Source organism: Bacillus sp. 5w2 (genome assembly GCF_054353775.1).
This window is the reverse complement of sequence record NZ_JBTIWT010000027.1, coordinates 39304-52812: the sequence shown is the minus strand read 5'-3', so window position 1 is coordinate 52812 and position 13509 is coordinate 39304. Positions and strand designations below refer to the sequence as shown.

The 13509-nt window shown below is 37.9% G+C and carries 12 protein-coding genes and 1 other annotated feature; of the genes, 6 read left to right on the top strand and 6 right to left on the bottom strand.

The window, feature by feature from the left end; genetic code table 11:
- Positions 1–244 precede the first annotated feature (244 nt).
- The 5 genes from ACXY7N_RS28185 to leuS all read left to right on the top strand — a co-directional run bounded on the left by ACXY7N_RS28185 (position 245) and on the right by leuS (position 6906).
- A complete protein-coding gene (locus tag ACXY7N_RS28185; protein WP_016085869.1) occupies positions 245–811 on the top strand; it encodes a tyrosine-type recombinase/integrase in 567 nt (188 codons plus the stop codon).
- Positions 812–844: 33 nt separating this feature from the next.
- Entirely contained in the window at positions 845–1342 is a 498-nt protein-coding gene (locus ACXY7N_RS28180) for a cation:proton antiporter regulatory subunit (protein WP_001026047.1), read from the top strand.
- A gap of 3 nt (positions 1343–1345) precedes the next feature.
- Complete coding sequence (locus tag ACXY7N_RS28175; protein WP_488592823.1) at positions 1346–2569, top strand: cation:proton antiporter; 1224 nt, start codon at positions 1346–1348, stop codon at positions 2567–2569.
- Positions 2570–2826: 257 nt separating this feature from the next.
- On the top strand, positions 2827–4020 hold the full coding sequence (locus tag ACXY7N_RS28170) for an MDR family MFS transporter (RefSeq protein ID WP_001137539.1): 1194 nt from the start codon (positions 2827–2829) through the stop codon (positions 4018–4020).
- Positions 4021–4209: 189 nt separating this feature from the next.
- Positions 4210–4432: a binding site (T-box leader), on the top strand.
- Positions 4433–4497: 65 nt separating this feature from the next.
- Complete coding sequence (gene leuS, locus ACXY7N_RS28165; protein WP_016085871.1) at positions 4498–6906, top strand: leucine--tRNA ligase; 2409 nt, start codon at positions 4498–4500, stop codon at positions 6904–6906.
- Positions 6907–6931: 25 nt separating this feature from the next.
- Here the strand turns inward: leuS and ACXY7N_RS28160 are convergent, their stop codons facing one another.
- On the bottom strand, positions 6932–7360 hold the full coding sequence (locus ACXY7N_RS28160) for a GNAT family N-acetyltransferase (RefSeq protein ID WP_016135496.1): 429 nt from the start codon (positions 7358–7360) through the stop codon (positions 6932–6934).
- Positions 7361–7510: 150 nt separating this feature from the next.
- Here ACXY7N_RS28160 and ACXY7N_RS28155 point away from each other — a divergent pair, with 150 nt between their 5' ends.
- On the top strand, positions 7511–8506 hold the full coding sequence (locus ACXY7N_RS28155) for a hypothetical protein (protein ID WP_488592822.1): 996 nt from the start codon (positions 7511–7513) through the stop codon (positions 8504–8506).
- A gap of 44 nt (positions 8507–8550) precedes the next feature.
- Here the strand turns inward: ACXY7N_RS28155 and ACXY7N_RS28150 are convergent, their stop codons facing one another.
- The 5 genes from ACXY7N_RS28150 to ACXY7N_RS28130 all read right to left on the bottom strand — a co-directional run.
- A complete protein-coding gene (locus ACXY7N_RS28150) occupies positions 8551–8973 on the bottom strand; it encodes a pyrophosphohydrolase domain-containing protein (RefSeq protein WP_000180554.1) in 423 nt (140 codons plus the stop codon).
- Between the two features lie 200 nt (positions 8974–9173).
- On the bottom strand, positions 9174–9359 hold the full coding sequence (locus ACXY7N_RS28145; protein ID WP_016085874.1) for a hypothetical protein: 186 nt from the start codon (positions 9357–9359) through the stop codon (positions 9174–9176).
- Between the two features lie 90 nt (positions 9360–9449).
- The gene (locus tag ACXY7N_RS28140; RefSeq protein ID WP_076540877.1) at positions 9450–10529 is read right to left on the bottom strand and encodes a Ger(x)C family spore germination protein; all 1080 of its coding nucleotides are present in this window, start codon (positions 10527–10529) and stop codon (positions 9450–9452) included.
- A complete protein-coding gene (locus tag ACXY7N_RS28135; RefSeq protein WP_000049079.1) occupies positions 10505–11599 on the bottom strand; it encodes a spore germination protein in 1095 nt (364 codons plus the stop codon). Before ACXY7N_RS28135 ends, ACXY7N_RS28140 begins: the two co-directional genes overlap by 25 nt.
- A 16-nt stretch (positions 11600–11615) precedes the next feature.
- A partial coding sequence (locus ACXY7N_RS28130) for a spore germination protein (protein ID WP_488592821.1) occupies positions 11616–13509 on the bottom strand: 1894 nt, incomplete at its 5' end.

Genomic DNA, 13509 nt, shown 5'->3' with positions numbered 1-13509 from the left:
AAAGTAGAAGCAGCTGGATAATGAAAGGAGGAATCCGATCTGTAGAAAGAGGCTGAACTTGTATCCCCCTATTATTCCTACCCCACTGTATTTGCACAATTATCAATTTCCAAATGAAAAATTTTCGAATCTAAAAGTATATTGTAAAAATAATGGATAATACATGGAAATCCCATAGCGTGATAAGGTAAAATGGACAACATGATGAGAAAATTACCGTTCATAAGATGAGGAGAATACATGTATGGAAGTTGTAGAGGCATTAAAAGATATAAGCCAAATTGAGGCTATGAAAAAGTATTTAAAAGAGCACTCGCAGCGAGATTATCTTTTATTTGTTATTGGAATTAACACAGGATTAAAGATTACTGAGCTACTTAGTATGAAATTTGAAGAGGTATTAAATGAAGATGGAACTGTTAAAGAGTTTTATTCTCTTCCTGTGAAAGATGAAAAATTCAAACAAGATATTTATTTAAATACAAAAGTAAAAGAAGCACTTTTAGAGTACGTACAATCTATTAATGCTCAAAGAGAAAACTACGTATTTCAATCTAATAAAACGACAAATTCAATTACGCGTCAACAAGCGTATCGTGTAATTCATAATGCTGCTGAAGCAGTTGGGGTTGTTGGTAAAATCGGAACGAACTCAATGAGAAAAACATTTGGATTTCATGCATACAAAAGAGGGATAGCGATTGCGCTATTGCAAAAACATTTTCATCACGCGACACCTTCAGAGACATTAAAGTATTTGGGAATCTCAAAAGATGAAGAATTTAAAACAGAGATTGATGTAGATTTGTAAAAGCCGTAACTAAAAACTTTAGGAGGCGGGAATATGAATATTAGAGAGAGTGAATTACCGGGCATTGGATGTAAGTTTGAAGTAATTACAAAAGGTAATGAAAAAATGGTTATCGTTATTCATGATGATGGCCGAAGAGAAATGTATCATTTTGATGCGGATCATGATGAAAGTATTTCAAGCATTTCTCTTCGTGATTCTGAGGCGAGACAAATTGCAGCTATATTAGGCGGAATGGTATACAGACCACAAGCGTTAGACACAATTGAGATGGCTTTTGAAGGATTATCAATTGAATGGTTTAAGGTGGAAAATAACGCACCAGTCGTACAAAAAACAATTGGTAGCTTACATGTCAGAAAAACGTATAACGTAACGATTATTGCTATTTTGAAAAAGAATATGAAGAAATTCTTTAATCCAGGTCCAGACTCTATTATTGAAGCTGGTGATATGCTCGTGTTATCGGGTGAAAGACATGAAGTGAAAAGAATTATTAATGAATTGCTTTCAGCAGGAGGTGATTCATAATCGATGGATACTTTAATCTTTGAAGTTGGAACTGCGTTAGTATTAGTAGCTTTTGCAGCTATCCTTGCTGCGAAGTTAAAGTTCTCGATTATTCCGTTTCTCATTATACTCGGTATGTTGGTGGGGCCTCATGCCCCAGATTTAGGACTTATCGATTTAAGATTTATTGAAAGCGGAGAAGTTATTTCCTTCCTCGGACGTGTTGGCGTCATATTCCTCCTATTCTATTTAGGCTTAGAATTCTCAATAAAAAAATTAATTAAATCAGGAAAATCAATTGCTTTTGGGGGGACTGTCCACATATCACTTAATTTCATATTAGGTTTGCTTTATGGATATGTTATGGGCTTCCCCTTATTAGAAACATTAATTATTGCTGGAATCATTACAATTTCATCAAGTGCAATTGTTGCAAAAGTAATTGTTGATTTAAGAAGATCTGGTAATAAAGAGACTGAATTAATATTAGGAATCATTATGTTTGATGATATTTTTTTAGCTGTATATTTATCAGTCGTTTCAGGGTTAGTGCTCGGTGGTGCAACATCATTTTTAGGTGCTCTTACATCGGTGCTCATCGCAGTAGGATATATGCTCCTATTCTTTGTAATCGCTAGAAAAGCTACGCCGTTTTTAAATAAAGTATTAGATATTTCGTCTAACGAAATTTTCATTATCGTAATATTCGCTATTTTATTCTTTGTAGCAGGATTCTCAGAAACGATTCATGTCGCAGAGGCGATTGGAGCGTTATTGTTGGGACTCGTCTTTTCTGAAACAGAGCATAGTGATCGGATTGAGAAGCTAGTCGTCCCATTCCGTGATTTCTTTGGAGCCATATTCTTTTTCAGCTTCGGTTTAAGCATAGATCCGTTTTCGCTTGGAGGAGCAGTGTGGTTGGCATTAGGAGCAGTTTTCATTACTCTAATCGGTAATTTTACTGCTGGAATGATTGCGGGACGTAAAGCCAGGTTATCCCATAAGGCTTCTACGAATATAGGTTTAACACTTGTATCACGCGGAGAGTTTTCCATTATTGTAGCGAATATCGGCATTGCGGGTGGCTTACTGGCAGCGATTAAACCGTTCTCTGCACTATACGTTTTAATATTAGCATCGTTAGGTCCGTTATTAACGAAGGAATCTGGGAGAATATACTCTCTACTAGATAAAATATTTAAATGGAGCGCTAAAGAACGTGCAAAGCGAGAAAAAGAAGTTGGATAATATAAAAAAGAAGAGGCTGCATGAAGTTCATGCAGCCTCTTCTTTTTTATATATTGTTTCTGTTGTCGCTTTTTGTTAGTAAGTCGATATAATTAGAAAATCGCTGATAAAATCCAAGAAGTAATCAATATAATTTCACTTACCGACATCTCATTATCTGAATTTCATCAACTATTAATCAGTTGCCTTCCTATTTAAAAACGACTACAATTTTACTGTTATAGATGAACGAAAAAAATAGAATAGGAGGGGAGACTATGCCAAGGAAAGTATGGCTATTAGTAGCTGGGATGATTATTAATGTCACGGGTGCTTCTTTTTTATGGCCTTTTAATACAATTTATTTGCATGATCACCTAGGGAAATCTTTATCTGTGGCCGGAATGGTATTAATGATCAACTCGCTTACTGGTGTAATCGGAAACTTGCTCGGCGGTGTTTTATTTGATAAATGGGGCGGATATAAATCAATTTTAGTAGGAATTGTGATTACACTTGTATCGATTTTAGGCCTTGTGTTCTTCCACGGCTGGCCTTTATACGTTGTGTGGCTAGCATTAATCGGTTTTGGTTCTGGAATGGTCTTCCCATCGATGTATGCGATGGTTGGTACGGTTTGGCCAGAGGGCGGAAGACGAGCATTTAATGCGATGTATGTTGGACAAAACGTTGGTATTGCGATCGGAACAGCATGTGGTGGATTAGTTGCATCGTATCGTTTTGATTATATTTTCTTAGCAAACTTTATTTTATACTTTGTTTTCTTCTTAATTGCTTTTATTGGATTCCGTGGTATGGAAGACAAGAAAGAGCCAGGAGTGCAAAAAGAAGTCGAAACGAAAAAAGGTTGGTCGCTTACACCTGGATTCAAAGCACTTCTTATCGTATGTGTAGCATATGCTTTATGCTGGGTTACATACGTACAGTGGCAAGGAGCGATTGCAACACATATGCAAGAATTAAATATTAGTCTTCGTCACTATAGTTTATTATGGACGATAAACGGAGCGATGATTGTTTGTGCGCAGCCGCTAGTTAGTATGTTAATTCGCTGGATGAAGCGTTCGTTAAAACAACAAATTATGATTGGGATCTTCATTTTTGCGGCGTCATTCGTTGTGTTAAGCCAAGCGCAGCAATTTACGATGTTCCTCGTTGCGATGGTGACATTAACGATTGGTGAGTTATTTGTTTGGCCAGCGGTTCCGACGATTGCAAATATACTTGCGCCAAAAGATAAGTTAGGATTTTATCAAGGTGTTGTAAATAGTGCGGCGACTGTAGGGAAAATGTTCGGGCCAGTCGTTGGCGGAGCGATTGTTGATTTATACAATATGGAAGTATTGTTTATAGCAATCATGGTAATGCTTGTAGTAGCGCTTATTGCAACGAGCATGTATGATAAACGAGTAAAAGTAGAAGAAACAGTTGAAGAAAAAATTGCAGTTTAGTTTGACGGAACATGTAACATGTTTTAGAATATATTTAAATAAAACAACCTTTTGAACAAGGGAGATAGCTCGGCTGTCCTAAGACGCATTCGTTAGTTATTAAGAGTAACGATTAACCGAGAAGCCCCGCTTTAAGTAAGCTCTTATGAGATATACGAAGTGGTGGGTAGTTCATATTCACTCATATTTATAATAACAGTGAGAAGGAGTAGTAGTAATAGAAGCTGGTTTAGAGAGTTGACGGTCGGTGCAAGTCAATCCACGTTTCGTTATGAACTCGCCTTTGAGTTGCAGTTGTGAAACTAATAGTAGCAATTGCCGTTAATCCACGTTACGGATCTAAGCGAATGTATATTTTTTGTACATTAATTTAGGGTGGTACCGCGGGAATCTATAACCTCTCGTCCCTTTCTAGGGATGAGAGGTTTTTTGTATTTTGGGCGGTGAAAATAAATAGAATTTCAAGGAGGGTATCTCATGAGCTTTAATCATCAAGAAGTTGAGAAGAAGTGGCAAGGGTATTGGGAAGAGAATAAAACATTCCGTACGCCAGATGAGACAGAAAAACCAAAATTTTATGCACTAGATATGTTCCCATATCCATCAGGTGCAGGCCTACACGTAGGACATCCAGAAGGTTATACAGCGACAGATATTTTATCTCGTATGAAGCGTATGCAAGGATATAACGTTCTTCATCCAATGGGATGGGATGCATTCGGTCTTCCAGCAGAGCAATATGCACTTGATACTGGAAACAGCCCAGCAGAATTTACAGAGCATAATATTAATACGTTCCGTAACCAAATTAAAGCATTAGGTTTCTCTTATGATTGGGACCGTGAAGTAAATACAACAGATCCAAACTACTACAAGTGGACACAATGGATCTTCCTACAACTATTTGAAAAAGGCTTAGCTTACGTTGATGAAGTACCTGTAAACTGGTGCCCAGCACTTGGTACAGTACTTGCAAACGAAGAAATCATTGATGGTAAGAGTGAGCGCGGTGGACATCCAGTTGAGCGTCGTCCGATGAGACAGTGGATGTTAAAAATTACAGCTTATGGAGATCGTCTATTAGAAGATCTAGATGAGCTTGATTGGCCAGAAAGCTTAAAAGATATGCAACGTAACTGGATCGGTCGTTCTGAAGGTGCAGAAGTACACTTCAACATCGATGGTACAGACGAGAAATTTACAGTTTTCACAACGCGCCCTGATACACTATTTGGTGCAAGCTACTGTGTACTTGCTCCAGAGCATGCGCTTGTTGCAGACATTACAACAGCTGAGCAAAAAGAAGCGGTAGAAGCTTACATTAATTCTGTAAAAATGAAGAGTGATTTAGAACGTACAGAACTTGCGAAAGAAAAAACTGGCGTATTCACTGGTGCTTACGCAGTTAACCCAGTAAATGGTGAGAAATTGCCAATCTGGATCGCTGATTACGTTCTTGCAACTTACGGAACAGGTGCTGTAATGGCAGTTCCAGCGCATGATGAGCGTGACTATGAATTCGCATCAACATTCAATCTTCCAATGAAGGAAGTTGTAAAAGGCGGAGACATTACGAAAGAAGCATACACAGGTGATGGTGCACACGTAAACTCAGCATTCCTTGATGGCTTAAATAAAGAAGAAGCAATCGCAAAAATGATTGAATGGCTTGAAGTAACGAGCGCAGGAAATCAAAAAGTAACATACCGTCTACGTGACTGGTTATTCAGCCGTCAACGTTACTGGGGTGAGCCAATTCCAGTAATTCACTGGGAAGATGGCACAATGACAGCTGTGAAAGAAGAAGAATTACCATTAGTTCTTCCGAAAACAGAAAATATTCGTCCTTCAGGTACAGGTGAATCACCACTTGCTAACATTGACGAGTGGGTAAATGTTGTTGATCCTGAAACTGGTAAAAAAGGTCGTCGTGAAACGAACACAATGCCACAATGGGCTGGTAGCTGCTGGTATTACCTACGTTACATCGATCCAAACAATAGCGAAGCACTTGTAGACCCTGAAAAAGTAAAACAATGGCTTCCAGTTGATATTTATATTGGCGGAGCGGAGCACGCTGTACTTCACTTACTATATGCTCGTTTCTGGCATAAAGTATTATACGATATCGGTGTAGTTCCAACGAAAGAGCCGTTCCAACAATTATTCAACCAAGGTATGATTCTAGGTGAAAACAACGAGAAAATGAGTAAATCAAAAGGTAACGTTGTAAACCCTGATGATATCGTAGCAAGCCATGGTGCAGATACACTTCGTCTATACGAAATGTTCATGGGACCATTAGATGCTTCAATCGCTTGGTCTGAAAATGGTCTTGACGGAGCTCGTCGTTTCCTAGACCGCGTATGGCGCCTATTCGTTCAAGAGAACGGTGAATTAAGTGAGAAAATCACTGATGCACCAAATAAAGAGCTTGAAAAAGCTTACCACCAAACAGTGAAGAAAGTAACAGAAGACTATGCAGAGCTTCGCTTCAACACAGCGATTTCTCAAATGATGGTATTCATCAACGATGCATACAAAGCTGAAACACTTCCGAAAGAATATGTAGAAGGTTTCGTAAAAATGATTGCACCAGTTGCACCTCACATCGGAGAAGAACTATGGAGCAAACTTGGTTACAATGAAACAATCACATATGCAAGCTGGCCAACATTTGATGAGTCTAAACTTGTAGAAGATGAAGTTGAAATCGTTGTTCAAGTTATGGGTAAAGTTCGCGCAAAACTAACAATGAGTAAAGACGCATCTAAAGATGAAATGGAAAAACTTGCACTTGAAGCAATTCAAGACCAAATCGAAGGGAAAACAGTTCGTAAAGTAATTGTTGTTCCTGGAAAACTTGTTAACGTTGTTGCAAACTAATGAATGAAAGAAAAGCTCAGAGCATTTATGCTCTGAGCTTTTTTATGTAGAAAATAATCTCAGGATCACCTTCATCTAAGTTTTCGATCATTCCACTGCGTATAAAACCATTTGCGTTAAATACTTTCTGCATACTTTCATTCGATTCGTTCGTTGAAGAAAAGATTTTTTGAGTAGGAGAATGACTTAATATATATGAGATTAACGAGCTTGCATAGCCTCGCCTTCTTTTAGTTGGCGAAACAATGATTAATGAGAGGAAAATACAACCAAAGAAATTTGTATCGTATGTTAGAAAACCGGAAATAGAATTATCTTCTTTTACAATGATGCAGCGGCCCTCATCAATAGTGTGCTTAATGTAATTTCGTCTACTATCGTTTCCAATTACGTCAATATCTATATGTACGATTGAATCTAAATCATTGATAGAAGCTTTTGTTACGTTCTTCAATAGAAATACCTCCTAGAAAAAATATTCAGTAAATTAATTTTATCATGAATGAAGAAAAAGGAGCGGAATTCCAATACAGACAAACACCTATTTTTCTATAGGAAATATGATAAAAAAGGTAGGCTAAATTGAGTAGAAGAGGTGAAAGGAATGAAAGGGATGGACAATAATGCACCACACGGCTTTTTCGGAGGTGGATCGGATAGTTATGAACAAATGATGTTAATGGGAGGAGCAGGTCAACAAGGATATGGCGGAATTCCGAGCTGGATGGGCGGAGCAGGTCACCAACAAGGATACGGTGAAATTCCGAGCTGGATGGGTGGAGCAGCAGGAGGATTTCCAACATCGGTAGCTGGCATGCAAACTGGAATGCCTACATTAATGGGAGGATTTTCGACATCAGGGGCTGGAATGCCTACAGTAACAGGAGGATTTCCGACATCAGTAGCTGGCGTACAGACAGGAATTCCAGTAGGAGTACCAACTACATTTCCTTCTTTCGTTGGAGGAGTGCAGACAGGATTTCCGGTACCGGGAGTAGGTGTTGTAGCAGGCGGAGTAGGTGGTTATCCGCAAGGTGTTCACGGTCACCATGTACATCACCATCACCAAGGACAACATGGCCACCATGTACATCATCACCACCAAGGCCATCAAGGCCATCATGTACATCATCATCACCAAGGTCACCAAGGCCATCATGGTCATCATCATCACCAAGGCCAGCATGGACACCATGGTCATCACCACCATCAAGGACATCAGGGGCAACAAGTACATCACCATGGACACCATCATATACATCCGCAGGCTGTTCTTTATCAAACGCATCAAGGCCATCATGGTCACCACCACCACCAAGGCCAGCACGGCCACCATGGTCACCACCAAGGGCACCAAGGGCACCAAGGTCACCAAGGTCACCAAGGGCACCAAGGGCACCAAGGTCATCAAGGTCACCAAGGTCATCAAGGTCATCAAGGCCAACACGGTCAACAGCACCAACAATATCAACAGTATCAACAATATCAACAACAATCTTCTCCTTGGACAGGTGGAGTTGGAGCAGGAGGAGCAGGGGCAGCAGCAGGAGCAGCTAGTATTGGTGGAGCAGCAGGGCACGCTGGACACGTGGGTCATTAACGAGTCAAAGGAAAAAAGACATAATAAAAAACTGCTAGGAAATCCTAGCAGTTTTTTTCAGCTTCTTGGCGTTGACGTTCGATTTCAGCACGAAGTTGTGGTTCTGGTGCTTGCCAGCCTTCTGGTTTTAGGATTTTGCCGTCGCCTTCGCGGAATCGAGGTTTTCCATCAGGGAATAATTTTGCCATGTTTGCATTATTTACAATTTCGAATCCTTTATCTGGACGTACGCCCATTTCGGCAAACGTGCCGAATGCAAAGTAAATAAGGTCAATCAGTGCATCGTATTGATCTTCAACAGTCGTTGCTTCTAGAAACTCTTCTAGCTCTTCTTGCATAAAACTTGCACGGATTTTTGCACGTTCTTCTGTTAATTTTGTTGGAGTATTTGTCACGGGATGTCCGAATACTTCGTGCATTTTTGCAACAAGTTCGTATCCTTTATCTAAACCTTTTTCGTTTGTCATGTTGTTTCATCCTTTCTCGCTTAGTGCCGAATCCCATTGTAACATAAGGTGATTATGAAATGAAAAGGGACTGTCTAAAAGTTTCATCTTTTAGTTAAGATAGCGATAGTAAAAGACTATATCGATTTAAGGATAAAATATGACATAACCTGTTAATAAAAGAAAGCCATCCCGGAATACTTTTGGGACGGCCCTGCTCGTTATTTTTCTTCTTTTATAAAAACGGATAAAATAAGGTCGATGCCAAACATACCAACGAGCAACATTGGTATAACGACAAGTAAATAACGTGTGAAGGAAACATTTTTTAAGTATGTATGAGCAAATAAAAAGACGCCGAGAAATAAAATACCATTTAAAATAGGCTTTACTAATTTTTTAGACATAAGCTCCCCCGTAAATATCTTCTCTCTCTTTGGTAATAAAAAACTCCTCTCTCCGTTGTATCATGCTGGAGAGAGGAGTTCAATCATTTCTCATTCAATTACACCAGAATTTGTAATGTCAACGGTGTACTTTACTTTAATTGGCACATCTTTGTACATTTTTCGCCACTCTTCTAATTTAAATGGGCGATAATGTTGTCTATATTTTGCTCCAAGTCCAAGGGGATCAACATTTAGAGATTTAAACTGTTTAATTAGTTTTGTAGCTTTCGCATCTAATTGTTTTTCGACCGACTTAGCTATTTTTGTTGTATTTTTTTTGTTTTCTAAATTAAATTTTCTAGAGAGCTCCTGAATACGAGCTTCCACCTTTACATGAATATAGAAAGAAGGTTTCCCATTTTTTATGTTTACCTCGTAGGTAGGAACGGAACGAATGTTATTAATCATTGCATAGCCAGGATTGGTTTTAAATTCATGTGAGTCCAAGCGGTGCTTTTCTAGCAGTCCTTTGAAAACAAACATATCGTGGTACTTAATTGTTCCGACTAACTTATCCTTTTTCAAGAGACCGATACCAGTAATCTTTATTTTATCTCCATGTTTTTTTAGGATAGGCATATAGGAATCTTGTCCTTCACGGTAGTACCTGAAGGCGCCTAAATACAAATTGTCAGTTGGCAAAGGGCCAGTGTCCATATTATGTTCTAACATTTTTTTTATATAAATCGCAACATTGTAAGATGTACTATATTTTCCTTTAAATAGTTCAGTACCATTGCCTTCTAATAGTCCAACATACAGCGAGTTACCAATATTCACATCACGAATTAATGTGTCAAAGGAGTTGGATAATCCTTTTTTAGCAATTTTTGTTGTGAATAAGGCAACACGCATTTGACCGCTTGCGAACGGTTGCGAAGATTCTAAAGATGTATCTGCCTTTACTTGTTTTACTGCGTTTCCTGTGCCTTCATAAACTTGAACTTTATTTCCCTTTTTTTGTATGGGGCAAACGAATGTAACCTTTACTTTATTATCTTTTGCTGTATCGAAGACAGTTCCTTGAATGAGTTGAACATCATCAATAATATTTTTTTGTAAGCAACCAGCTAGACTGAAGATACTGATGCAAACAAGAAGTATTAATTTTCTTTTGGTTTTTTCCATTTTCTTTTCACCCACACAATAATAAATAGAATTGGGATGTATACATATATAAGCCAAAAACTAACTTTAGATATATTGCTAATAAAATCATTAATATCATGCCTGTTCGTTAAAAGTTGTGAAACAACTAAAGTGATAAGCATAAATGCGATTAAAATACCTCGTTGCTTCACACGAAAGATTTCATGCGTTCCTCTAGTTGCAGCCCATAAAGGTAGGATAAAGCTGGTAATAATAACGAGAGCATAACCGGAAATAGCAATATACTCAAGTCGCTCTATAAAAGGAAGCTTAATAACTTGTGTCATGGACAGCTGAGACCAAATAGTTTTGAGTAATTGTTTTTCGCTAAAGAATGTAAAAGCGAGAATGGTACTAAACAAATATAGAATATTGGAAAATAATGCCCCATATTGCGCAAATTTATGGGATTTCTCTGGTTCTTTAACAAATGGATAAATCATAAGGAAAATTTCAAATCCTGTCATGCTATAAATAGATAGTTGAGCTGCTTTCAAAATATCTGTAAAAGAATGTGAAAATATTGGAAGTAAGTTATCCCAATGTGAGAATTTCAAAATGAAAAGACTTAGAAAGAGATAACCTAGTGTTCCACCAACGGAAATAACACAAATTCCTGCAATGACGCGGAATCCTGATGAAATAATGTAATAACTTATTAAACACATAAAAAATGTGAGCATCCAGGTGGATGCACTAGGAAACATCCATACTTGAATAATTTCGACATATGTTCTAACAACAGAAATGCTTACAATAAAAAAATAAGCCATAAAAATGATATTAATACCATTTCCGATCCATTTTCCAAAAAGTTGTTTGTGTAAATCAATTAAGTTTCCCTCTACATTTTTCAATGAATAATACATCATCCAGATGAGAATATGAATGATGATTCCTGTGAGGAGAACTCCTATCCAGCCGTCGTATCCAGCAGATTTTGCAATAATCCGAGCGAAACCGAGAACCCCGGCACCAAACTGTGCACTGTGAATTAAGAAGAAAACAAAGATAGGAGATATTTGATATTTCTCTTGAACTTTACTCATCAATGCACCTCATTCCTTATTCATCAAAATCCGATCGATGTTTTGTTGAAATTCCTTTCGCTGCTTTTTTTACATGTTGTGGTCTTGCTTGTACATCTCTTGTATCGATCATTGTTAATGGGAAACGAATCCAAGAATCTTTAACGGATTGTTGTCTTGTCGGATAAAACAAAGCATACGGTTTACGTAAGGAAGTAAGTCTAAATAGATGGGTAAATAAAAAGATAAATCCAAGAGAGATGCCGAAGAGTCCTCCTATTTCTGCGAATGCTAGAAATGGAAAACGTAGTAATCGAACGGCATTACCCATTTTATAAATAGGTGTAATAAAGGAAGCGAGTGCTGATAATGCAACGATAATTAATAAAATGTTACTCGTTAAACCAGCTTGTACAGATGCCTGTCCGATTACGATACCGCCTACAATACCGAGCGTTTGACCAACTTTCATCGGCAACCTCGCGCCAGCTTCTCTCAGTAAGTCGATTGCAAGTTCTAAAAAGAGTGCCTCAATTAAAGGTGGGAATGGTACTTGTGCCCTTGATAAAATCAAAGTTTCAAGTAAATCACTTGGAATGAGCTCATAATGATAATTTAAAACTGCAACGTATAACGGTGTAGCACAGATTGAAAATAGAACAGCGATAAGACGTAAAATGCGTGAAAATGTAGCGTATAGCCAAGAGACGTTATAGTCTTCTGGTGAAATGAAAAAATCAAAATAGGATACAGGTGTTAGTAGAACACTTGGAGAACCATCCACAAAAATAGCGATTTTTCCATCAATTAGTGCTTTTGTAACTCTATCAGTACGTTCTGTATTGATATAGAGAGGGAAAATCGACTTTTCACCCATTAATTCTTGTATATAAGCACTATCATTAATTTGATCATACTCAAGAGCACGTAATGATTCCTCGAGAAAATCTACATTATCTTTTTCAGCGAGGTTGTCTAAATACATCATGACAACTTTTGTTTTGGAAAACTCACCGACAATCATTTCTTTTGTTTGTAAATCTAAAACAGGAAGACGTTTTCGTACTAAATTAATATTCGTATCAATAGCTTCTACAAAGCCTTCTTGTGGACCGATAACTGTTGATTCATTTAATGGAGGGCTTGGTGCCCGATAAGTATCAATTGCAATGTTTGCAAGCATACACTTTTGATCTTGCTGATTTACTTGAACAATCGCATGCCCCTTTAAAACCATGTCCTCAACTTTTTGTAAATCGTTCGTAATTGTAATACCGCTCATTGGAATATGTTCTTTCAATTCTTCTAGTGAAGCGTTAGGTCGTTCTAAAAGAGTAGGCATTAGATACTTTTGTAATTTCTCTCCATCAAGCGAAGGACGATAGTAAGAAATCCAATAAGGCATCGTTTCATCGTCAGATGTGTGATAATTAACAAAATCACTAGAATTTTTAAGCTTCGCTATTAAATCTTGTAGAGAATGAATGCGGTCTTTTTCTGGTTTTGAAAAATCATAAATACTATTACTTCCAGAGCTTTGCTGTTGATCTTGAGTAGAGTTGTTTTGCTTAGAATGTTGCTGTTTATCCTGGGATGAGTTATTTTGCTCAGCATTTTGCTGCTTATCTTGAGAAGATTCGTCTTGTTGAGCACTTTGTTGCTGATTCTGATCCGAATCGTCTTGTTGAGCATTTTGTTGTTGCTGTTGATCCTGATCGGAGTCATTTTGTTTAGAGTGTTGCTGTTGATTCTGATCTGAGTCGTTTTGTTTAGAGTGTTGCTGTTGATTCTGATCTGAGTCGTTTTGTTTAGCATTTTGCTGTTGATTCTGATCTGAGTCGTTTTGTTTAGAGTGTTGCTGTTGATGTTGATCCGAGTCGTTTTGTTTAGCATTTTGCTGTTGATTCTGATCTGAGTCGTTTTGTTTAGAG

Excerpts from the sequence above, each read along its gene's own strand:
- ACXY7N_RS28185 (WP_016085869.1), top strand. The coding sequence starts at position 245 with ATGGAAGTTGTAGAGGCATTAAAAGATATAAGCCAAATTGAGGCTATG.
- ACXY7N_RS28170 (WP_001137539.1), top strand. The coding sequence starts at position 2,827 with ATGCCAAGGAAAGTATGGCTATTAGTAGCTGGGATGATTATTAATGTC.
- ACXY7N_RS28175 (WP_488592823.1), top strand. The coding sequence starts at position 1,346 with ATGGATACTTTAATCTTTGAAGTTGGAACTGCGTTAGTATTAGTAGCT.
- ACXY7N_RS28145 (WP_016085874.1), bottom strand. The coding sequence starts at position 9,359 with ATGTCTAAAAAATTAGTAAAGCCTATTTTAAATGGTATTTTATTTCTC.
- leuS (WP_016085871.1), top strand. The coding sequence starts at position 4,498 with ATGAGCTTTAATCATCAAGAAGTTGAGAAGAAGTGGCAAGGGTATTGG.
- ACXY7N_RS28140 (WP_076540877.1), bottom strand. The coding sequence starts at position 10,529 with ATGGAAAAAACCAAAAGAAAATTAATACTTCTTGTTTGCATCAGTATC.
- ACXY7N_RS28150 (WP_000180554.1), bottom strand. The coding sequence starts at position 8,973 with ATGACAAACGAAAAAGGTTTAGATAAAGGATACGAACTTGTTGCAAAA.
- ACXY7N_RS28135 (WP_000049079.1), bottom strand. The coding sequence starts at position 11,599 with ATGAGTAAAGTTCAAGAGAAATATCAAATATCTCCTATCTTTGTTTTC.
- ACXY7N_RS28180 (WP_001026047.1), top strand. The coding sequence starts at position 845 with ATGAATATTAGAGAGAGTGAATTACCGGGCATTGGATGTAAGTTTGAA.
- ACXY7N_RS28155 (WP_488592822.1), top strand. The coding sequence starts at position 7,511 with ATGAAAGGGATGGACAATAATGCACCACACGGCTTTTTCGGAGGTGGA.